Origin of the sequence: Hymenobacter sp. B1770 (assembly GCF_049896385.1) — a bacterium.
Classification (GTDB): domain Bacteria; phylum Bacteroidota; class Bacteroidia; order Cytophagales; family Hymenobacteraceae; genus Hymenobacter.
Genome location: NZ_JAFCUF010000003.1, coordinates 189,876 through 211,868, shown reverse-complemented (window position 1 = coordinate 211,868; position 21,993 = coordinate 189,876). Strand labels below are relative to the sequence as shown.

The 21,993-nt window shown below is 58.4% G+C and carries 17 protein-coding genes; 10 read left to right on the top strand and 7 right to left on the bottom strand.

Features of this window, described 5'->3' with window-relative positions:
• Positions 1-57: 57 nt before the first annotated feature.
• Both ACP7AJ_RS07735 and ACP7AJ_RS07730 read left to right on the top strand, forming a co-directional pair.
• A complete protein-coding gene (locus tag ACP7AJ_RS07735; protein WP_426059615.1) occupies positions 58-540 on the top strand; it encodes an ankyrin repeat domain-containing protein in 483 nt (160 codons plus the stop codon).
• Positions 541-1,051: 511 nt separating this feature from the next.
• Positions 1,052-2,455: a S8 family peptidase gene (locus ACP7AJ_RS07730; RefSeq protein ID WP_426059614.1), complete on the top strand. Its 1,404-nt coding sequence runs from the start codon at positions 1,052-1,054 to the stop codon at positions 2,453-2,455.
• 147 nt (positions 2,456-2,602) lie between these two features.
• Here the strand turns inward: ACP7AJ_RS07730 and ACP7AJ_RS07725 are convergent, their stop codons facing one another.
• From ACP7AJ_RS07725 to ACP7AJ_RS07715, 3 genes are all read right to left on the bottom strand, one after another.
• Positions 2,603-3,226, bottom strand: coding sequence for an outer membrane beta-barrel protein (locus ACP7AJ_RS07725; RefSeq protein WP_426059613.1), 624 nt, complete (start codon positions 3,224-3,226; stop codon positions 2,603-2,605).
• Positions 3,227-3,576: 350 nt separating this feature from the next.
• On the bottom strand, positions 3,577-5,754 hold the full coding sequence (gene scpA, locus ACP7AJ_RS07720) for a methylmalonyl-CoA mutase (protein WP_426059612.1): 2,178 nt from the start codon (positions 5,752-5,754) through the stop codon (positions 3,577-3,579).
• Between the two features lie 241 nt (positions 5,755-5,995).
• The gene (locus ACP7AJ_RS07715) at positions 5,996-7,777 is read right to left on the bottom strand and encodes a methylmalonyl-CoA mutase family protein (protein ID WP_426059611.1); all 1,782 of its coding nucleotides are present in this window, start codon (positions 7,775-7,777) and stop codon (positions 5,996-5,998) included.
• A gap of 187 nt (positions 7,778-7,964) precedes the next feature.
• Here ACP7AJ_RS07715 and ACP7AJ_RS07710 point away from each other — a divergent pair, with 187 nt between their 5' ends.
• The 3 genes from ACP7AJ_RS07710 (at position 7,965) to dnaA (ending at position 11,410) form a co-directional block, all read left to right on the top strand.
• Entirely contained in the window at positions 7,965-8,729 is a 765-nt protein-coding gene (locus tag ACP7AJ_RS07710) for a 5'-nucleotidase C-terminal domain-containing protein (protein ID WP_426059610.1), read from the top strand.
• A gap of 30 nt (positions 8,730-8,759) precedes the next feature.
• The gene (locus ACP7AJ_RS07705) at positions 8,760-9,701 is read left to right on the top strand and encodes a bifunctional metallophosphatase/5'-nucleotidase (RefSeq protein ID WP_426059609.1); all 942 of its coding nucleotides are present in this window, start codon (positions 8,760-8,762) and stop codon (positions 9,699-9,701) included.
• Between the two features lie 152 nt (positions 9,702-9,853).
• Positions 9,854-11,410 (top strand): chromosomal replication initiator protein DnaA, encoded by a 1,557-nt coding sequence (dnaA, locus tag ACP7AJ_RS07700; protein WP_426059608.1) that lies wholly within the window; start codon positions 9,854-9,856, stop codon positions 11,408-11,410.
• Positions 11,411-11,571: 161 nt separating this feature from the next.
• On the opposite strand, the gene ACP7AJ_RS07695 is transcribed toward dnaA, so the two are convergent.
• Positions 11,572-12,069 (bottom strand): hypothetical protein, encoded by a 498-nt coding sequence (locus ACP7AJ_RS07695; RefSeq protein ID WP_426059607.1) that lies wholly within the window; start codon positions 12,067-12,069, stop codon positions 11,572-11,574.
• A gap of 189 nt (positions 12,070-12,258) precedes the next feature.
• Complete coding sequence (locus tag ACP7AJ_RS07690; RefSeq protein WP_426059606.1) at positions 12,259-12,738, bottom strand: OsmC family protein; 480 nt, start codon at positions 12,736-12,738, stop codon at positions 12,259-12,261.
• A 99-nt stretch (positions 12,739-12,837) separates the two neighbouring features.
• On the opposite strand from ACP7AJ_RS07690, the gene ACP7AJ_RS07685 reads away from it, so the two are divergent.
• Genes ACP7AJ_RS07685 through ACP7AJ_RS07675 form a run of 3 tightly spaced genes read left to right on the top strand, consistent with a single transcriptional unit; the run spans position 12,838 to position 15,270 of the window.
• Positions 12,838-14,331, top strand: a complete 1,494-nt coding sequence (locus ACP7AJ_RS07685; RefSeq protein ID WP_426059605.1) for a GH3 auxin-responsive promoter family protein — start codon at positions 12,838-12,840, stop codon at positions 14,329-14,331.
• An 11-nt stretch (positions 14,332-14,342) separates the two neighbouring features.
• A complete protein-coding gene (locus ACP7AJ_RS07680; protein ID WP_426059604.1) occupies positions 14,343-14,816 on the top strand; it encodes a hypothetical protein in 474 nt (157 codons plus the stop codon).
• Positions 14,817-14,820: 4 nt separating this feature from the next.
• Entirely contained in the window at positions 14,821-15,270 is a 450-nt protein-coding gene (locus tag ACP7AJ_RS07675; protein ID WP_426059603.1) for a 3-oxoacyl-ACP synthase, read from the top strand.
• 12 nt (positions 15,271-15,282) lie between these two features.
• Here ACP7AJ_RS07675 and ACP7AJ_RS07670 read toward each other — a convergent pair whose 3' ends face one another.
• Positions 15,283-15,723 (bottom strand): hypothetical protein, encoded by a 441-nt coding sequence (locus ACP7AJ_RS07670; protein ID WP_426059602.1) that lies wholly within the window; start codon positions 15,721-15,723, stop codon positions 15,283-15,285.
• Between the two features lie 54 nt (positions 15,724-15,777).
• On the bottom strand, positions 15,778-17,880 hold the full coding sequence (locus ACP7AJ_RS07665; RefSeq protein WP_426059601.1) for an OmpA family protein: 2,103 nt from the start codon (positions 17,878-17,880) through the stop codon (positions 15,778-15,780).
• 377 nt (positions 17,881-18,257) lie between these two features.
• Here ACP7AJ_RS07665 and lon point away from each other — a divergent pair, with 377 nt between their 5' ends.
• Positions 18,258-20,681: an endopeptidase La gene (gene lon / locus ACP7AJ_RS07660; RefSeq protein WP_426059904.1), complete on the top strand. Its 2,424-nt coding sequence runs from the start codon at positions 18,258-18,260 to the stop codon at positions 20,679-20,681.
• Between the two features lie 128 nt (positions 20,682-20,809).
• Positions 20,810-21,874 carry a type IX secretion system protein PorQ gene (gene porQ / locus ACP7AJ_RS07655; RefSeq protein ID WP_426059600.1) on the top strand — a complete coding sequence of 355 codons (1,065 nt, stop codon included), beginning with the start codon at positions 20,810-20,812 and terminating at the stop codon, positions 21,872-21,874.
• Positions 21,875-21,993 lie beyond the last annotated feature (119 nt).

The window sequence follows — 21,993 nt, the reverse complement described above, 5'->3', positions numbered from 1 at the left end:
CTGACCCTGAATTATCGAATACGGACCACCAAGTTTTCAACTCTGATTACCCCAACCATGGATTTTACCTCTTCCCGCCCCGAGGATTTACTGTTTGATGCCGCTCGCCGCGGCGACGTTGCCGTGCTACAGGAACTGCTGGCCACCGGCCTCGACATCAACGTAACCAACGGTAAAGGCTTCACGGCCCTCATCCTGGCTTCGTACGACGACCACCTCGATGCCACCCGGTTCCTGCTCGAAGCCAAGGCCGACCCCAACGTGCAGGACGTGAGCGGCAACACCGCCTTGATGGGCGTCAGCTTCAAAGGCTACCCCGAAATTGCCCGGCTCCTGATTCAGCACGGCGCCGACCTCAATCTGCAAAACGGCAACGGCGGCACTGCTCTCATGTTTGCCACCCTTTTTGGCCGCAACAACCTGGTGAAGCTGCTGATTGAAGCCGGGGCTGACCAAACCATTGCCGATGTTCGGGGCCTTACCGCTCGCGGCCTGGCCCTACAGCAGGGCAATGAAGAAGCCCTGACTCAGTTGGCCTAACACCCAGCAGCTTTAGCCAATTTCTAACACGACGCGAGGATTTCTGACCTGCCACCGGCATGGGTGGGTGCTGGTTGTGCTTACCCATTCGGGCCGGCGGCAGGTGTTGATGCACGGCTCCGGCATATGTGTGCGCGTGGTCTGCAGTTTTTGGAATGTGGCAAGCTAGCCGTGGCAAAGCCTCATTGTGAGGAGCTTTTTTATTTGTTGCCCCAAATCAGAATAAAAAAAGCTGGTTTGGGCCTATTTCATAGTTGCCTACAGGATAAATCGATGGCACCTTCTACGGATGATGTTATCCAATTAATTTGTCCCAATTCAATTTAAACTATAAGAAAATCAGGTCGGGGACTGGATAATTAATTAACTTCAAAGAGGCTTACACAGTATGTAGGCTCTTTCTATCATTCGTTCATTATTAACCTATATGTGGTATCGTGCCTCTACCCGGCGTATTATCCCAGCGTTCTGTTTGGGTTTGCTTTTTATTGTTGGTTGTAGCAAAGACCAAGTGAGCCCTGAGGGGCCAGAAGCATCGCCCATCTACCAAGACAGCAAACCGAAAAAAAAAGAAGTCCAGCTACTGTCCCAGCACTACATTATTATCTCCTCGGGCGATAATCTACCGTCCGACCTGGCTAACCAAACCAAGCGGGCCAAGGGTAAAGTAACTGCCGAGTTCAAAGGCGCAGGTCTGGCCACGGCTACCTCCGACGACCCTGATTTTGCCGCCAAAGCCGCCAAGATGCCAGGAGTGCAGGCCGTAGTCAATGATTTTGTGTTTCATGCCGACGAAGTTCAGCCGGCGCGACCATTTGTAACCCCGGCTTCGCACGGCTCTTCTGGCGTGCGAGGCAACAACCCTCTCCTCCCGCTTCAGTGGGGCCTGACGGCCATTAATGCGCCTGCTGCCTGGAACACGGGCGCCCGGGGCGAAGGCGTGATAGTTGCCGATTTGGACACGGGCTACGACCTGACCCACCCCGACCTGCGGGACAACATCATCGGCAGCACCTCCTTCGTGACGATGCCCGGTGAAAGCTACGATGCGCAGCACCGAACCTTTGGTACTAGCCACGGCACACACACGGCCGGCACCATTGCTGCGGCCGACAATAACGAGGGTGTGATAGGAGTAGCACCCAAAGCCAAGCTTTTGCTGGTGAAAGTGATGAGCGACGCCGGCGAAGGCCAACTGTCCTGGTTAATCAACGGCATTATTTACGCTGCCGACCACAACGCCGACGTCATCAACATGAGCCTGACGGCATTGCTGCCCCGCAACGGGAAGTTCCGCGACGAGAACGGCAAGTCCATCACCAATTCCAAAACCACCAAAGATTTGCTGTCTGCTTTGAACAAGGCCACGAGCTACGCCCGTAAACACGGTGCTACCATCATTGCTTCGGCTGGCAACGACGGCATCGACAGCAGCCAGGACCACAACTGGGTGCGCATGCCAGCTGACGCCTCTGGGGTTATTGCCATTTCCGCCACGGGTCCTATGGGCTGGGGCAAGGCCCCCGAAAATTGTGACCTCGACCGGTTTGCCTCTTACTCTAACTACGGCACGCCCACAGTGATGTTCGCCGCACCAGGTGGCGACTCCCGCTACCCCGACTTTAGCGAGATAACTACACTATTTGGCTATTACCAGCCCACCTACGCCATGGACATGGTGCTCAGCACCGACCACCACGGGGGGTACTCCTGGCTGGCGGGCACGAGCATGGCCGCGCCCCACGCCAGCGGGGTCGCCGCCCTCATCATCGGCAAAAACGGCGGCCAGATGGACCCCGCCCGCGTTGAGGCCATCCTCCGCGCCTCGGCCGACGACTTGGGCAAGCCCGGCCGCGACCCGTACTATGGTTTTGGGCGAGTGAATGCGCTGCGAGCCGTCACGCAGAAAAAGTAGAATAGGGGGCAGCGCTGCCGTACCGATAGAAACTTCTGCGTCACTCGCTGCTCCCGTTCCGGCACAAGCGGCCGCAAAGCATAAAGTTTAGCTTTGAGGCGGTCGAGGCCGGAAACGGGGGCATAGCGCAGGGTTGTTAAATTAGCTTCAAAGTGTAGCAGCCGTGACTTTGCGTCGGAAATCGTAAGTAAAGGCCATTGTCAGCAGCATGTGGGCCTGCGCTTTCAACGCATATTTTTCGTCTCGAAACGTAACGCTCCTTACCAGGGGAGTGAGGCCATGCACGTAGCGCAGCTCAAAATTGAGGTGCCTCGCCAAGCCCCAGTAGCCGAGGCCACCTTGAACAAGAAATCGAGTGCTTGCGGGCGCTTGGTTCAAACTGGCTCTTATTTCATGGCCCAGTTCCGTCCGGGGACTGCCGTAATCAGCGCCACCCACACGAAACCCTACTGCGGGACCTATTAAGACATAAAAATGCTGTCCGGACCCCACATAGCAACCAGCTAGGGTTCCTAGGCTAAGCTGGTCGGAACGGAAATTATGCAAATCCTCACTGCGTGCGGTGATGATTCCGCCGAAACCGTTGGGGTAGTCATCCTTATACTCAACCGGCGAAGAGAGCAAGGATTGGTATCCCGCCTCGGGCTGCAAAAACCACTTGCCGCAGGCCAGGCGCATGAACAGGTTTACCGAGAAAGCTTCTTTAGTCGTGCCATTGAGCCAGGATGCCTCGGCATTAGTACGAATCTGGGAAACCCCGCCTAGGTCCAAGTGGGTTGGGCTCATGGCCGTGAATGGAATGCCTGCCCCTGCTGACAGCCCCAAGCTCACAGTAGTAGATAGGAGGGGAGCCGCTTGCTAGGCTAGTGCGGGTAATGAACAAATTAGCCCAGCCAAGAGGCAATGGCATAAAAACAATTTCATTATAATATAGGCCTGATTGAACGATGTAAAGGAAGTGCTTTCCCAATTGGGCAGTAGCTTAACTTTTGCGTTCATCAGACCTTACTGCAGCTGTTTTTGGAGCGATTATGCTCTTGAATTATAGTGTTAAAACTTTAAAGTCAGTGACTTATACTGATTGCAGTGCATGGCATGAAGGAACTTTGCAATTGTTGGAATTACTCCCCCAGCTTCGCCAGAATCTCCTGCGCTGCCGTGGCAATCACCGTGCCCGGCCCGTACACGCCAGCCACGCCGGCCGCGTACAGAAACCCATAGTCCTGGGCTGGAATCACGCCGCCGGCTATCACCAGAATATCCTCACGGCCTAGTTGCTTAAGCTCTGCCAGCAGCTGAGGCAGCAGCGTTTTGTGGCCCGCCGCGAGGCTGCTAACGCCCACCACGTGCACGTCGTTGTCGGCGGCCTGGCGGGCTACTTCGGCGGGCGTTTGGAAGAGTGGGGCAATGTCGACGTCGAAGCCCACATCGGCAAAGCTGGTGGCGATGATTTTGGCACCACGGTCGTGGCCATCCTGGCCCATCTTGGCTACCAGCATGCGGGGGCGGCGGCCTTCGCGGGCGGCAAATTCTTCGGCGGCCTTGCGGGCCTTTTCGAATGCTTCGTTGTAGTGCATTTCCTGAGAGTACACGCCCGAAACGGTGCGCGTGGTGGCTTGGTGCCGGCCATACATGGCTTCGAGGGCGTCGGAGATTTCGCCCAGCGTGGCCCGGGCCCGGGCGGCGGTCACAGCCAGAGCCAGAAGGTTGTGGGCGAGCGGTTGCCCGTTGTCGGATGCGGACTTTGCGGTTGCCAACTCCTCCACGCGCACGCCGGCTGCTTCGGTAAGGGCGGCCAGGGCCACCTTCACGGCCACGTTATCGCGGCTGGCCCTGATGGTTTTGAGGCGGGCAATCTGGCTTTCGCGCACGGCGTCGTTGTCGATGTCGAGCACTTCCACCTCGGTTTTCTCGGTGGTCTGGTACTTGTTCACCCCCACAATGATTTCCTTGCCCGAGTCGATGCGTGCCTGCTTGCGGGCGGCGGCTTCTTCGATGCGCAGCTTGGGCAAGCCGGTTTCAATGGCCTTGGCCATGCCGCCGAGTTCCTCTACTTCCTGAATAAGGGCCCAGGCCTTGTCTGCCAACTCGTGGGTCAGGGACTCTACGTAGTAAGAGCCGCCCCAGGGGTCAACTACTTTGGTGATGTCGGTTTCGTGCTGCAGGTAAAGCTGGGTATTGCGGGCAATGCGGGCCGAGAAGTCGGTGGGCAGGGCAATGGCTTCGTCCAGAGCATTGGTGTGCAGGCTTTGGGTGCCGCCAAGGGCGGCGGCCAGCGCCTCGATAGCCGTGCGGGCTACGTTGTTGTAGGGGTCCTGCTCCGTCAGCGAGTAGCCCGAGGTCTGACAGTGCGTGCGCAGGGCCAGGCTTTTGGGGTTAGTGGGGTTGAACTGCTGCATGAGCTTGGCCCAGAGCATACGCCCGGCGCGCAGCTTGGCAATTTCCATGAAGTGGTTCATGCCGATGGCCCAAAAGAAGGACAGGCGCGGGGCAAACTCGTCAATCTTCATGCCCGCCGCCAGGCCCGCCCGCACGTACTCAAGGCCATCGGCCAGGGTGTAGGCCAGTTCCAGGTCGGCAGTGGCGCCAGCTTCCTGCATGTGGTAGCCCGAGATAGAAATCGAGTTGAACTTAGGCATGTTCGCCGCCGTGTAGCTGAAAATATCGGCGATGATGCGCATGCTCGGCGCGGGTGGGTAGATGTAGGTGTTACGCACCATGAACTCCTTCAGAATGTCGTTCTGAATGGTGCCCGCCAGCTTGTCGGGCGTCACGCCTTGCTCTTCGGCCGCCACTATGTAGAAGGCCAGCACCGGCAGCACGGCCCCGTTCATGGTCATCGACACCGACATCTGGTCGAGCGGAATCTGGTCGAAGAGAATCTTCATGTCCTCTACCGAATCGATGGCCACGCCGGCCTTGCCCACGTCGCCCTGCACCCGCGGGTGGTCGGAATCGTAGCCCCGGTGCGTGGCCAAATCAAACGCCACCGACAGACCCTTTTGCCCGCCCGCCAGGTTGCGGCGGTAGAAGGCATTGCTGGCCTCGGCCGTCGAGAAACCCGCGTACTGGCGAATGGTCCACGGATTCTGCACGTACATGCTGGCGTAGGGACCGCGCAGATACGGCGGCAGGCCTGCCCCAAAACCCAGGTGGTCGAGCCCGGCCACATCGTCCGGAGTATATACCGGCTTAATGGCGATGCCCTCCGGCGTGAGCGTAGCAGCTTCCGAAGCAGCGGATGTGGCGCTGGGCGCCGTAGCCGCGTTGTAGGGAATGGTGGAAAAGTCGGGTTTCATGGGTGGGATTGGAATGTAAAAGCGTCATGCGGAGCGAACCAAAGTCGGCGTAGCCAAGCATATTTACCGCTTCGTTTATTCCGTGTGTCATGCTGAGCTTGCGAAGCATCTTCTCAATCCGCAACGATTCGTTTAGCGGCGATAAGATGCTTCCTTCGTAAGTATGACAAACGATTTGGTTTACTAACAAAGCAGTAGACTTACTGCGCTGTGTATTACGTGCTTTATAAAAGATAAAAGGCTAGCGGCCTTGAATTCGGTCCAGTACTTGCTCTGTGGTGTAGCCCTGCACCTTCATTTCGTGAAAGCCAAACACGCGCACAGCCTCTTGTAGGGTAGGCATGTCGGAGCTGAGCAGGGTGGGGGGTATGAACACCTGCTTCTCGGTCGGAATCTGGTAAATGAAGCGGGCAAAGCGCTGGAACTGCTCGGGCGTGGCGTACATCAACGTGGCTTCTTCGGGCGACGAGTACAGCAGCGACAAAGTGCCTTCCGGATGGCTAGCTGCAATTTCGGGCCGCTCGTGGGGCAGCAGCATGTTGAGGAAGGTATCCAGAATCACCTGGTTGGTGTTGGTGCCCAGCAGCACCACGGCGGCGCGCTTGCTCTTTTTCTCGCGGCGCTCAAAGTGCAAGGCCGTAGCCAAGCGCAGCACTTCGGTGGGATACGTAGCGCGGGTGACGTCAAAATTGGCGGACCGCAACAGCTTTTTGGGGTTGAAACTGAATTGCTCGCCCCGGTTCTGAAAGCGGTTAGTTCCCACCACAATTTGCTGGCCACTCGCAATGCGCCGGAACGTTTCGGTCGCCACTTGCTTGATTTCGTCCAGCACCTGCGCCCGCACTTTGGGCAGGCCGCCGGCCGCCTCCGTGCGCTGAAACAGCCCCCAGGCTTCCTGGGCCAGCTGGTCGGTGAGCGTTTCGAGGTAGTAGGAACCCGCGGCGGGGTCCTGCACCCAGCCCAGGCCCGATTCTTCGCGCAGCAGCACTGACAGGTTGCGCGCCAGCCGGCCCGAAAAATCGTTGGGCACGGCAAATAAACTATCGAATGGCGCTACCGACAGCGAGTCGGCGCCGCCGAGCACGGCACTCATGGCTTCAGTGGTGTGACGCAGTAGATTGGTGTGCGGGTCGAGGGTGGTTTGGGTCCAGGAGGCCGTGGCGGCGTGAATGCGCAGGCACTGGTTGAGCGCGGCAGGCAGGTCAAAGGCGTGTAGCAACGTGGCCCACAGGCGGCGCAGGACCCGCAGCTTAGCAATTTCCGGGAAGTAGCTGGGCGTAATGACCACGTGCAAATGCATCGCCGCCGCTACCTGGTCTAAGCTAATTTCGTCGTTGGGCAGCTCGGCCAGCAGCGCCGCGGCCGTGTTCAGGCTGAAGGCAATCTGCTGGGTGGCGGTAGCGCCGCGGTTGCCAAAAAAGGCGCCGTTCACGGCCAGGGCCTGGAAGTCGGGCATGCCGGTGGTCAGGCTTATACAGCGGCGCAGAGCAGTGCGGTAGTTGGCTAGTTCGGCACCTTCGGGCACAGTGCCGGGCGCGAAGCGCAGAAAGCCGCGCAGGGCCGTGCCCGGTGCCGTATCAATCAGGTGGGTAAGCAATGTATCAGGGTCTGCCACAACTGTATATCCTATGTAAGTGGTAGCCAGCGGCATTTGCTCGGCCAAGTGATGCACGGCGAAGGACCCTGTTTCCGTCAGTACAAAGTGAATACCATCGGCTCCTTTCTCTAAAGCGGCCGCCGCTCGGTCAATTTCTGCGCGGCCATCACCGGCGGGCACGTTTATCACGGGCACGTTCAGCCACGGTGTCTGCGGGTGGGGCAGGGGAGCGGGCGGCCCGCCCAGTGCTGCCAGGGACTCGCGGTGGTAAAAGGGCTCCACGCTAAAGCCATCGGGTAGGGGCCAGCGGAGCGTGGCGGGGTCCTGGCCTTTCAGGTCGCGGGTCAGGCGGGCCTGCCACTCCGCAGTGGTCACAGCCGGAAATTCGGCAAACGAAACGGGCGTGGAAACGGGGGTGTCAGACATAAGTATGTGGCGCTTCGGAGCATCATTTCCAACGGCCCAGCTTTGGGCATAGCAACGCTGAAAACAGGCCGAAAGATACCGCGCTAGTCCCGAAGCTGTCCGCTGGCAGCTTCCTACTTCTGTATAAGGAGGGGCATACATCGTAGCTTTGTAAAAAAATAACCAAGCTGCTTTAGCCGTCGCATTCATGCTGCAAAACTCTTTTCGTACCGCTTTAGCCTCCTTGCTGGTGGTGGTGGCGGTAGCCCCCGGCTGCCAACGGGCTGCTTATGCACCCACGGCCCGCTTTGCGCCCGTCACCAGCCAGCCCGTGGGCAAAACTCAGGCTGAAGACCCTGCCGTGGCCGCCATGATTGCGCCCTACCACGACCGGGTCACCAGCCACATGCAAGAAGTGCTGGGCACAGCGCCGGTAGCTTTGGTGAAAGCCCAGGGCGAATCGCCGCTGGCCAACTTTGTGGCCGACTTGCAGCGCGCCCGCGCCAGCCAGGTATTAGGCAAACCCGTTCCGCTGGGCGTGATGACCAATGGCGGTCTGCGCGCTGGGCTGTCGGCCGGGCCCGTTACGCTGGGTTCGGTGTTTGAGCTGATGCCCTTCGAAAACGAGCTGGTGGTGCTAGATGCCCCCGGCCCGGTAGTACAGCAGCTATTCGAGTACGCAGCCCGCATCAAAATGGCAGTTTCGGGTGCTACCTACGCCGTCACCTTCGACGGCATGCCCAAAGACATCCGCATCGGCAACCAAGTGTTCGACGCCAACCAGGACCGGACCTGGCCCATTGCCATTTCCGATTACCTGGCTTCGGGCGGCGATAACATGGTGTTTTTCAAATCTATAGAGCCCCGCCACACCAATGTGCTGCTGCGAAACGCCATTGCCGACCACATCCGCAGCCTCACCAAGGCCGGCCAACCTGTGACCGCCAAGGTCGAGGGCCGCGTGAAACAGTAAAGCGCAAGGAATTTAATTACTACTATCCCGATGACTACTCGCCGCGATTTCCTTCGTCAATCCTTGCTCGGCACCGCCGGCCTTACCATGCTGGGTGGCTTGGCCAACACCGCCGAAGCCGCCGCTGCTGCTAAAGAGCCCATCAAGCTCACCATCTTGCACACCAATGACATGCACTCGCGCATCGAGCCCTTTCCCAACAACGGCGGGCAGTGGGCCGGGCTCGGCGGCATGGCGCGGCGGGCAGCCCTAATCAAAGACATCCGCAGCAAAGAGCCCAACGTGCTGCTCCTCGACTCGGGCGACATTTTCCAGGGAACCCCGTACTTCAACTTTTTCGGGGGCGAGCTGGAATACAAGCTCATGAGCGAGATGAAGTACGACGCCAGCACGCTCGGCAACCACGACTTCGACAACGGCCTCGACGGGTTGCTACGCCAGCTGCCCAACGCCACGTTCCCCTTCCTCATCGCCAACTACGACTTCTCCAAGACGCCGCTGGCTGGCCGTTTTGCTCCTTACAAGGTATTTGAGAAGCAGGGCGTCCGCATTGGCGTGTTCGGCTTAGGAATTCAGCTTGCGGGCCTGGTGGGCGATAAGAACTTTGGCGCCACCGAGTACCTCGACCCGGTGGTGAAAGCCACGGAAACCGTGGCTCAGCTGCGCGGGGCCGAAAAGTGTGACCTCGTTATCTGTCTCTCACACCTCGGCTACAAGTACGAAAATGCGAAAATTGACGACCGCAAGCTGGCGGCTCAGGTCTCCGGCATCGACCTGATACTAGGCGGACACACCCACACATTTATGGACGCGCCGGAGCCCATTGCCAGCCCCGATGGCAAGCCCACCCTGATAAACCAAGTGGGTTGGTCGGGTATAAATTTGGGAAGGCTGGATTATGAATTTTCGCCGAAAACAAAGCGGGCCGGCTTAGCCAGTGCTTCTGTGGTGCCGGTTCGGGCAGCCTGTTAAAAGCACGATATAAACAAGCGGGAATCGGCTTTTTTAAGTGCTGAGTTTTCCACAATTTTGTCCCCCTCTAAAAAAACCTGGGCACCCCGTGCCCGCTGTTTTTGTCACTTTTTTCGCTTCCGGCCCGCACCCGGTTACTGTTCAAAAAACTCATGCTCAAAGATTTTCGCACGGTTTGGGCTGGCTGTTTACGCAGCATCTCGGCGGAAATCGGGGAGCAGAGTTTCAAAACTTGGTTTCAGCCCATTGTTCCGGTTGAGCTGAAGGGCAACGTGCTGACCATTCAGGTGCCGAGCGCCTACTTCTACGACTGGCTGGAGGAGCATTATGTGGACGAGCTGCGCCGCGCCCTGTTTCGCGAGCTGGGCGCCGATGGCCGCCTCGAATACAGTGTGGTGGTGGACCAGGGCAACGAGCAGACGCCGCCACGCGCCCTGCACCTGCCGCCACCTCGCAAAACCGCTGCGCCCGACCCGCGCGACACCCCGCAGACGGCGCCATCGCAGCCATCGGGCAACCCCTTTGCTGGCAGTGCACGTGCCGGTTCGGCCCGCTACGTGAACTCGGGTGCCGTGCGCACTACACCCCGCGGCAACTTCGGCATCAACAACCAGGCCGCCGACACCATGGCACCGCCGCGCAATCCCTTCGACACGGCCCGCCCCATGGACGGCAACCTCGTGCCGTCGCAGCTGAACGGTTCCTACACCTTCGATAACTACATCGAGGGCGACTGCAACCGCCTGGCGCGCTCAGCGGGCTTGGCCGTGGCCAACAAACCCGGCACCACCAGCTTTAACCCGCTGATGGTGTACGGCGGCGTAGGCTTGGGCAAAACGCACCTGGTGCAGGCCATCGGCAACCACATCAAGGCCACCGCGCCCGAGCGGTTTGTGCTATATGTGTCCGCTGAGAAATTCACCAACCAGTTCATTGACAGCGTGCAGCGCGCGCAGGTGCAGGACTTTGCTAACTTTTACCTGCAAGTCGACGCCTTGATTCTGGACGACGTGCAGTTTCTGGCCAACAAGGGCAAGACCCAGGAGATGTTCTTTCACATCTTCAACCACTTGCACCAGTCCGGCAAGCAGATTGTGATGACGTCGGACCGGCCCCCCAAGGACCTGCTGGGCCTGGAAGACCGGTTGCTTAACCGCTTCAAGTGGGGCCTCACGGCCGATGTGCAGAGCCCCGACTTTGAGACGCGGGTGGCCATCATCCGCAATAAGATGGAGCAGGATGGCATCGACATTCCGCCAGACCACGTAGTGGACTACCTCGCCAACTCGGTGCATACCAACGTGCGCGAGCTGGAAGGTGTGATTGCCTCGCTGGTAGCGCAGAGCAGCCTCTCGCGCCGCGACATCGATTTGGAGATGGTGAAGCAGGCCCTGCGCCACATCATTGAAGAAGTGGAAGCGGAAGTCAACCTCGACTTTATTCAGAAGACCGTGGCCGCCTATTTCGGCATCTCAGTCGAGCTGCTGAAAGACAAGACCCGCAAGAAAGAAGTGGTGACGGCCCGCCAGGTAGCCATGTACTTCGCCAAGCACCATACCGCGCACACCCTGAAAACCATTGGTTTTCACTTTGGCGGGCGCGACCACACCACCGTAATGCACTCGGTGCAAACGGTGTCGGATTTGGTAGACTCGGACAAAAAATTTCGCGACCAAGTCGACGAGTTGCGCAAGAAGTTCGCGAAGTAGGCGCATGCCGTAGAGATGCGACACTTGGCTACGCCGACCTTAGGTTCGCGTCTCGTCGTTTAACGATACCCGAACGATAGTATGTGGGCGACTATTCCCTAACGGCGCGGGCAACCGGACGCCAAGGGTAGGGCCTCTACCTCGTTCTGTGAACCCGAGAATTAGGCCGTAGCCGTGGGATTGTTGGTTTCCAGCAGCCGAACATCGTGTTTGGTTGCAAAATCCCGTACCTGCTCCCGAAAGCGGGTTTTGCGCATTTTGCCTTTTACCTCGCGTAGGTTCAGGGCATATACTTCGCCGTCTTTGAGCTGCAGGCGCAGCATCATGGGGCGAAGCTCTAGCGTCGCGATTCGCTCGGCCGCGAATACCTGCTTGGCACGGAAGAGGCCGGCCTTGTGCACGATGTAGCCAGGGGTAAACTCCAAGTAGCTCTGGGTACCAAAAATGGGCGCGTTGTGCACCAGCACGTAGCCGATGTACACGAACGTGAACACCAAGAAAACCCAGTGCAGAAAATGGTAGTCATTCGCTTTGGTATCGCCCCACATTGAAAACAGCACATAGGTTAGCCAGAAGGCGCCAATGGCTAATTGACCCCAGAAGGGAATGCGGGAAGTATTGGCGGGGCGAAGGCGGATGCGAGTGGTACCAGTGGGCATAGGGCAAATTTAGTGCGGAAAGCAGAAACAGCGGCGCATAGGCCAATAATGCCTCCTTGGAACAATGAAAACGTCGTGCCGAGCACAGCCGAATCACCACTACCGCAATACTAAAATTGACTAATTGCGCGGTAGCGGTGATTCGACTGTGCTCAGCACGACGTTTTTTCAAATCAGCTTGGGCAAAAACTAGCCGATTAACTTAGCGTCCAGCGTCATTTCGGGCACGGCGCTCAGTGCCTTCGACACTGGGCAGTTGGCTTTGGCATCTTCGGCGTGCTTCTGAAAGTCCTCAGCCGTGATGTTGCCGCCGCTCACGCGGCCCTCGGTGCTCACGTGAATGCGCTCGATGACAGGGTGCCCGTTGTTCGGGTTCATCGTGACGGTGGAGTGGGTGGTGATGCTCTCGACCTGGTGGCCGTGCTTGGTGAGCACGCTGGTCAGGTACATGGTGTAGCAGCCAGCGTGGGCTGCGCCAATGAGCTCCTCGGGGTTGGTGCCTTGCTTGCCTTCGAAGCGGCTGCCCACGGAGTAGGGAGCGTTCAGTGCGCCGCTTTCGGTGCTGAGGGTGCCACTGCCTTTGATATCGCCGGTCCAGGCGGCGGTGCCTTTGTGGTCTGCCATGATTGTATGGTGGTTGGTGAGGTAAGTGTTGAGTATGGGAAACAAGGGTAACGGCAGCAAGTTAACCGGGTTGCCCAGCTTGAGCACCGACGAACCGGGCCAACGTACCTTCGCAACCGTTGAAATAGCGCTTTTAATCGGATTATGGGAGTAAAATCTGCACTCAGCCGGCCGCTGGCCCGGTACATTGCCCGGCGCTACCAGCGCTGGCAACACCGCCCCGAAGTCACCCAGCTCGAGCTACTGCGCCAGCTTACCACTGCGGCTGCCAACACGGCGTTTGGCCGCGACCACGACCTGGGCAGCGTAGCAACGCCTTCCCAGCTGGCCCGGCAAGTGCCCGTGCGCGACTATGAAGGCCTCAAATCTTATTTCGACCGCACCCAGGCCGGGGAAGCCAACGTGCTCTGGCCCGGCCACCCGCTGTATTTGGCCAAAACCAGTGGCACCACTTCTGGCACCAAGTACATTCCCATTACGAAGGACAGCATCCCCAATCACATCGATGGGGCCCGCGATGCCCTGCTTTATTACATCTACCGCACCGGCCGTAGCCAGTTTCTCGACGGCAAGCTGATTTTCCTGTCAGGCTCCCCGGAGCTGGAAATGCACCACGGCATCCGCACCGGGCGCCTCTCGGGCATTGCCAATCACCACGTGCCGGCCTACCTGCGTCGCAACCAGCTGCCGAGCTACGCCACCAACATCGTGGAGGACTGGGAAACCAAGCTGGAACGCATCGTGGACGAAACACTGGGGGAGAAGATGACCGTCATTTCGGGCATTCCGCCCTGGGTGCAGATGTACTTCGACCGACTCACAGCCCGTACCGGCCGCCCCATCAAAGACATTTTCCCGAATTTTAACCTGTTCGTTTACGGCGGGGTCAACTTCGAGCCCTACCGCGCCAAGCTTTTCGAAAGCATTGGCCGGCCAGTCGACAGCATTGAGCTGTTTCCGGCCTCTGAGGGCTTTCTGGCCTTCCAGGACGAACCGGGCAACCCGGGGCTGCTGCTGCTGCTGAACAGCGGCATTTTCTTCGAGTTTGTGCCGGCCGAGCGCTTCTTCGAGCCTGATGCGCCCCGCTTCACCATTGCTGATGTGGAGCTGGACAAGCAATACGCCGTAGTACTCACTTCCAACGCCGGCCTGTGGGCGTACTCGCTGGGCGACACTGTGCGCTTTGTGAGCCTGGCGCCGCACCGCGTGGTGGTAACGGGCCGCATCAAGCATTTTCTTTCGGCCTTTGGAGAGCACGTCATTGGCGAAGAGGTCGAACAAGCGCTGCGCGCCGGCATGGCGCTGTTTCCAGAGGTGGAAGTAGTAGAATTCACCGTAGCGCCCCTGGTGAGTGAGGACCCCGCGACGCCTTCGCGCCACGAGTGGCTGGTGGAGTTTGCCCGTCCGCCGCGCGATACCGCTGCTTTTGCTGCAGCTCTGGATGACTCTTTACGCCAGCGTAACACATATTACGACGACCTCCGCCAGGGCAATATTCTCGTTCCGCTGAAGCTTACAACGCTGCCGCTTGGTGCCTTTCAGCGGTATATGAAAAGCCTGGGCAAGTTGGGCGGGCAAAACAAGGTGCCGCGCTTGGGTAATGACCGGAAGGTGGCGGAGGGACTCACTGAATTGTAAAAGCTCAGATTATGGAACTGGGTAAAATAGGGATTCTGGAAGTGCAGTATCTGGGAGTAGACCAATGTCAAGAATGGGTGGACGCTTTGCCACTATCTAATTGGCTTCTTCTTACCGTGACGTGTGAAGTGGAACCGGTTCTGTTTTCAGCGATTACGAAAGCCTGTATAGAGCACAAGCCGTCTTACATCTGTTGTGTAGGCGAAAGTGCTTCTATTATGGAAGACTGGTTTGATGAAGAAATTGTAGAAAAGGCATTGGCGTGGGAAGAAGAGCATAAGGGGCCATTTGACTATGGGTTAGCTCCTACGACCACCGCCGATACCAGCTTGGATGAGGGTTTTTGGTTTGCCACTTCAGTCGCTCCATTATCTGATGAATCGATTAAGACCCTCTTTTGCCTTGATTTGACCAATCAAAGCCGAAGTCGAATCCAGGAATTGATTCCATTAATAAATGCTGGCTGGTTTCCACCTAACGAATAGAAAAATGACTAAACCCGCCCTACACGCCCTCTGCCAGACCTTCATCCAGGAACGTATCGACGCTGCTCGCACGGCCATGCAAGCTGCGCAGGAGTCCTCCAGTTCAGAAACCAAGAGCAGCGCCGGCGACAAGTATGAAACTGGGCGCGAAATGGCCAACGCCGAGCGCGACCGCAACGCCGCTCACATGCAGCAGGCCCAGCAACTGCAAGTCGAGCTGGCCCGCATCAGCCCCGATGGAGCTTGTAATACCGTGCGGCCCGGCGCGCTGGTGCACACCAGCATGGGCCGTTTCTACATCAGCATCAGCGCGGGCAAGCTGGTGGTAGGCGACGGGCCGGAGGTCTTTGCAGTGTCGGCGGCGGCGCCGGTGGCGGTGGCGCTTAAGGGGCTTCGGGCCGGCGAGCAGGTTGAGTTCAACGGCAAGGCGGTGCGGGTGCTGGCAGTGGAGTAGGGGAGGGCGGGGCTACCGGGCGTTCCATTCGGCCAGCAGTGCAGGCAGGCGATTAGTGCCTTCCGTAAGCCACTGCATAGCCGAAAGTGCATCGGAAAAATAGTGCGAGTCGAACCGAATGGCAGGCTGCACCAAATCATGAAGCGCGTCGATGGCCAGCTGGTTGTGCAGCTGGCTACTGTCAATGGCCAGCACCAGACGCTCTAGCGGCAGCTGCACAATGCCGGGCATCCAGTGGGAGCCCAGCCACAGCTCGTCTTCCACTGAAATGTTGGGCACCGAGTTCATGTCGATGAGCAGGGAGCGCACGGCTAACTTACGAGCCAATAGCAACAGCTGCTCGGCACTAGTGCGGAGCGTGTGGGTGGCTTCGCCCGAAACCCATTCCAAGCGCAGCAGGCCCAGTGCCTCATCGTACTGCAGGTTAAAGTCGGGAATGTGGTTGATTATCACGCTAGCCTGGACCCAATTGCCTCGGGCGGCAAGATAAGTGCCGCTGATACCATGTTATTTCCACTCTCCGCCACCATCAGCCGGCTTTTCGTCGTCGGGCTTGATGAGGCGAAACTCGACGCGGCGGTTTACTTTGGCGTCGGCATCGGTCAGCTCGTCCTTGAGGGGGCGGGTAGAGCCGTAGCCCAAGCTCTCGATGCGGTTGGGCTTGAGCTTGCCTTTGCGCTCAATGTAGCGGCGAATTTCCTCGGCGCGGTCCTGCGAAAGCTGCTCGTTCACGTCGGGGTCGCCGCTGGCATCGGTGTGCCCCCCAATGTTGAGCCGGAACGTAGGATGGTCGACCAGAAAAATGGCTATCCGGTCAAGCGTCGCGTACATAGACGGCAGGATGGACGACTTGCCGGGCTGAAATTCAATGTTCTTGAAAATCAGTGGCAGCTTGTAGTCGATGCTGTTCGTGAGCAGGGTCATCACCGTGTCGCCTTTCAGCTCAAACTGTTTTTCCACGCTGAAGAAATCGGTGCTCTGAATCAGCATGGCGTAGTGCGAGCCTTCCATCAGCTCAAAGTCGAAGGTGCCATCGGGCCGGATGAACTTGCTGGCTACCTCAATGCCATTGTCCAGGTCGATGATGCTCACAATCCCTTTTAGAGGCTTGCTGGACACCGAATCAAGGAGAGTGCCCTCGACGTGCGTAGTGGCCAGTGGCTGGGCCTCCATGGGCAGCGGAAAGGAATAGAGGTCGAGGTTGTTGATGTTCTCGGCTTCGGAGCGGGCGTAGTAAAGGTTTTTGCTACCGGCGTCGATGGTAAAGTAGTATTCCGACCCTTTGCCGTTGACGAGGGGGCCAATGTTTTTAGGCTCCTGCCAGCGGCCGCCCACGCGGTAGGTTTTATAAATGTCGAAATCGCCAAAGTTCAGCAGCTGCCCCCGCGAGCTGAAGTACAGCACGTGGTAGAGCGGGTGGTAGAAGGGGCTCACTTCGCTCTCGCGGGTGTTCACCACGGGCCCGGCGTTTTGGGCGGGGCTCCACTGGCCATTTTTTAGCTTGTGGGTGAAGTAGATGTCGGAGAGCCCGAAGCCCCCCAATCGGTCAGACGCGAAGTAAAGCGTGTCCTCGTTCTGGGAGAGCGTGGGCTGCGAATCCCAGGCCGGGGAATTAACGTTGGACCCCAGGCTTTTTGGGGTGCTCCATTTGCCGTCTTTTCCCATCGTGGCTGTAAAGAGGTCGCAGTTACCGTGGCAGGTCGAGCATTCGCAGCGGGCGAAGAAAATGGTGCGTCCGTCCTTGCTCAGGCACGCCGAGCCTTCGTTGTTAGGCGAATTAATGGGCTTGGGCATGGGCTCGGCATCGCTCCAACTTATGCCTTCTTTGCGGGAAAAGTACAGGTCTTCGTCCATCACGCCGGTGATGCCGCGGCGCTTGCGCTTACTACTGAAATAGATAATGGAATCGTTGCCGCCCATGGCGGGCCCGTAGTCCGGTGTCTTGGTGTTAACAGCATCGCCCATGCTCGTGTACACGCCCCGCGGTGGGTGAAACGTGTTTAGATTTTTGCGGTACTCCACCAGGTCGTAATACGTTTTGAGGGGAACGTATAAGTCCTGATTTTTTTTCTCCAGCGAGTCGTAATAAAGTTGCACCTTTTTAATATCGGTGCGGTGATGCTTAAGGGCCAGTCGGTAGTACGCCTTGGCTTTCACCTGCTGGTTGTCGCGCTCCAGCAACTGGCCCAGGCGCCAGAGCATGTCGGTGTTACGGGCAAAGTTGGTAGGGCCAAACTTGGCCACGTAGCTTTCTAGCAGCTGCCGGGCCTCGTGGTACTGGTGCCGGCGCTCGGCTTTGGCAATGGCCCGCAGAGCTTTCTTGTTCTCAAAATAAGGGTAGCTATTGATGTATATAAAGTCTGGGGTGCCGTCGGGGCGCAGTCGCAACTTGCGGGTAATGCGGCTGTTGAGGCCCGCAACGTGGTAGCTGCCGGCTGCAATAGCCGGCTGGCTGGCTGGTTGAGCTGCTGCTGGTTTCTGCGCGTTGGGCTTGCGGCTGGCCGGGGTCGCTGAGGCGCCGCCGCTGGTGGTGTCCCTGGATGGAGATGCGGCCGGGGGAATTCTTTTGGTGGGCCGGCGTTGGGCTTGAGCGTGCGGAGCGGCGGCCATTCCCAACAGCAATAGGAGAACCAGTTGGCACCAACGCAATAAGACGGGCATTAGTAGAGTATTAAAATAATAATTTACGCAAGTTGCCAACAATTTAGCGATTTCAAGCTGAGAGCGGTTGCGATTTGTTGTTAAGTGCGCCGCTTTGGCGGAACAGTTCTGCTGGCACGGCCCTTGACGGCCAAAAGCGCCGGGAAGCCGTACCTTGTACTTCCCGCTTCACGCGGCGCACGGCTGCCAAACTGGCACCTTTGTTCTTGCTTTAGGCTTTATTCTCGTTCATGCGTCTGGCACCAGTCATTTCTCCTACTCCCCCCGCGACGTCCCGCATTCGGGCCTTCAGCGACACGAATTCCCAACCCGAAGCTATTGCCATTATGGCCGCTGACCCGGACCACCTGCTGCGCGGCGACGATGCCCCGCCCACGCTGCCACTGCTGCCCGTGCGCAATACCGTCTTGTTTCCAGGCGTGGTTTTGCCTGTCACGGTTACCCGCAAAAAAAGCATCAAGCTGGTACGCAAGGCCTACGCCGCCGACAAGCTGCTGGGCGTAGTGGCCCAGCAAAGCCCCGACGCCGACGAGCCCACCACTGACGAACTGCATTCTGTGGGCACGCTGGCCCGCATTCTTAAGCTGCTGGAGCAGCCCGATGGCCAGGTTACCATCATCCTGCAAGGGCAGGTGCGCTTCACTATTGAAGAGCAACTCACCTTCACGCCCACGCTCACGGCGCGGGTAACTTACTTTTCGGAAATAGCCCTTAATCCCGAAATTCCCGGCGAGTTTGGCCTGTTGCAAGCCCTGCGCGAGGCGGCCACCAAGGTGCTGGAGCTCACGCCCGAGATACCGATGGAGGCTCGGGCCATGCTCGACGGCATCCAGTCACCGGCTTTTCTGACGCATTTTTTGTCGTCGAACGTGCAGCTGGACTTGCCCGCCAAGCAAAAATTGCTAGAGCTGGCCGACCCTGAGCAACAGGCCCGCCAATTGCTGGAGGCGTTGCTCAGCCAAGCCGAGCTGCTCGAAATCAAGCAGGACATTCGGTCCAAAACTCACACCGGCATCGACGCCCAGCAGCGGGAGTATTTCCTGCGCCAGCAGCTCAAAACCCTGCAGGACGAATTGGGCCAGGACGGGCCCGACGAGGACGTGCACCGCCTCAAGGCCCGCGCCGAAACCAAGAAGTGGCCCGAAAGCGTGGCGCTCCATTTCAAAAAGGAGATGGAAAAGCTGGCCCGCACCAACCCCATGGCACCCGACTATTCGGTGAGCATGAACTACGTGGAGTTCCTGCTCGACCTGCCCTGGGGCGAGTACACCAAGGATAAATTCAACCTGAAGCAAACCAAGAAGATTCTTGATTCCGACCACTTCGGCCTGGAAAAGGTGAAGGAGCGGATTCTGGAGTACATCGCTGTACTCAAGCTAAAGCAGGATTTGAAGGCGCCCATCTTGTGCCTCTACGGCCCTCCCGGCGTGGGTAAAACCAGCTTGGGCCGCAGCATTGCGGCTGCCATGGGCCGCAAGTACGTGCGCATGAGCCTGGGCGGCGTGCGCGACGAAGCCGAAATCCGCGGCCACCGCAAAACCTACGTGGGGGCCATGCCCGGCCGTATCATTGCTCAGATAAAAAAGGCTGGCGCTTCCAACCCCGTCATCATTCTCGATGAGATTGACAAAGTGAGCAGTGACTTCCGCGGCGACCCCAGCTCGGCCCTGCTCGAAGTGCTCGACCCCGAGCAAAACGCCACCTTCACCGACAACTACCTGGAGGTGGAGTACGACCTGAGCAAGGTCCTGTTCATTGCCACGGCCAACTCACTCGATACCATTCAGCCCGCCCTGCGCGACCGCATGGAAATCATCGACCTCACCGGCTACACCCAGGAGGAAAAAGTACAGATTGCCCGCAAGCATCTTTGGCCTAAGCAGCTGAAAGACCACGGCCTGGGCGAGGGCGAAGTAAAGATTACGGACGCTGCCCTGCACCGCGTGGCCGACGACTACACCCGGGAATCGGGCGTGCGCGGGCTGGAGCGCAAGCTGGCCGCCGTGACCCGCAACCTGGCCCGCCGCAAGGCTGGCAAGGAAGAGCTGCCCGCCGTGATGGAGCCGGCCGAAATCCGCAAAATCCTCGGCGCGCCGATGTTTGACCGCGACCAGTACCAGGACAATGACACCGCCGGCGTGGTAACGGGCTTGGCTTGGACCAGCGTGGGCGGCGACATTCTCTTTGTAGAAAGCCTGCTGAGCCGTGGCCGCGGCAAGCTTACGCTCTCGGGCCAGCTAGGCGATGTGATGAAGGAGTCGGCCATTACGGCCCTCTCGTACCTGCGCAGCCGGGCCGATGAGATTGGCATCGACTACCGCCTGTTTGAGCAGTATGACCTGCACATTCACTTCCCCGAAGGAGCAGTGCCCAAGGATGGACCCAGCGCGGGCATTGCTATTTTCACCAGCATGGCCTCGGCCTTCACGCAGCGTCGCGTGCGGCCCCGCCTGGCCATGACCGGCGAAATCACCCTGCGAGGCAAGGTGCTGCCCGTGGGCGGCATCAAAGAAAAGCTGCTGGCTGCCCGCCGCGCAGGCATGAAGGACATCATTCTGTGCCCCAAAAACCGCAAGGACATCGAGGAGATTCAGGAAGACTACCTCAAAGGCCTCACCATTCACTACGCTGAGCGCGTAGATGATGTGCTACGCGTGGCCCTGCTCGATGAGCTGGTGCCGCACCCGCAAAAGCTGCCGGTGCGCGACGAGCCCTTGCCCGTAGCAGGTCCCAGCGTGGAGGTGCAATAAGCGGAGGATACGTTCGAGCTTGTTGTCAGTCAGAGCATCCCTATACTTTAGCTAATCAGCTTACGTTGTTTGGGGCGCCCTTGCTGGCAGCAAGCCCAAGCGTGTTCTACAAGCGTTAACTTAGACGTATGAAGCAATTTTCCGCTCACCGGGTTGCCGGTGTTTGCTTATTGGTTGGGGGACTTGTGGCATTTCGGCCCACTGCTGCTCAGCAGCTTGGTGGCCGCACTGTGTTTCCTTTTCTGGACCTTCCGACTGGTGCGCAACAGGCTGCGTTGGGCAGTACCAACGTGTCGGCTCGCAACGACGACCCCTCAATGCTTTTTGCCAACCCGGCCCTGCTGAATGAGGGCATGGATGGCCGCCTCGCCCTGAGCTACGTGGCGTACGTGGCCGATATCAAGCAAAGCACTGCGGCCTACGTTTTTAATACCGAAAAGTACGGCCGTTTTGGCGTTGGCATTACCTATCTAAACTACGGCAGCTTTGAGAGCTACGACCCGGCGGGAAATAGCCTGGGCACCTTTAGCGTAAATGAGTACACGGTGGGTATTTCGGACTCTTACACCAAGGGCAAATTCACGTTTGGCGCCACTACCAAGCTGGCAGTTTCCAGCATTGCCGGCAACCGCTCAGTGGCCGGCGTGGCCGATGTGGGGGTAGTGTTCAAGCATGCCACGCAGGATTTCACAGTAGGCTTAGCTGCCAAAAACGTAGGGCTCCAGCTCACGCCTTACCCTGGCACCGACCGCGGCCCCTTGCCCCTCGATGTACAGCTTGGCGCCACAATCAAGCCTGAGCACATGCCATTGCGGTTTTCTCTCACGGCCCACCATCTGCAGCAGTGGGACATTCAATACCTCGACCCCAACCAACGTGGCCAGTTAGACGGCAACAACGTAGAAAAGAAACCCACCAAAAGCTTCGGCGACAACCTGGCGCGTCATTTCACCGCCAGTGCGGCTCTGGAGCTTAGCAAGAACCTGCACCTGCGTGCGGGCTACAACCACCTGCAACGCCGAGAGCTTCGCCTGGAAAACACCAGTGGCAGCGCGGGTCTCAGTTTTGGAGTTATGCTTAAAATCAGCAGCTTTCAGATTGACTATACTCACGCTGTGCTGCAGGCGGCCGGGTCCAGCGAATACTTCACGCTGTCTCGCAATCTCGACTCGCTGTTTAAAAAGAAAGAATAGCGCTGCCTTCACCACTCAACAACCAGAACGGTCATGCTGAACGCAGCCGAAGCAGCTATACTGCAGCAGCAAACCCACTCGTAAGGGGGGATATGCCTGGCAGAGCTACTTCGGCTGCG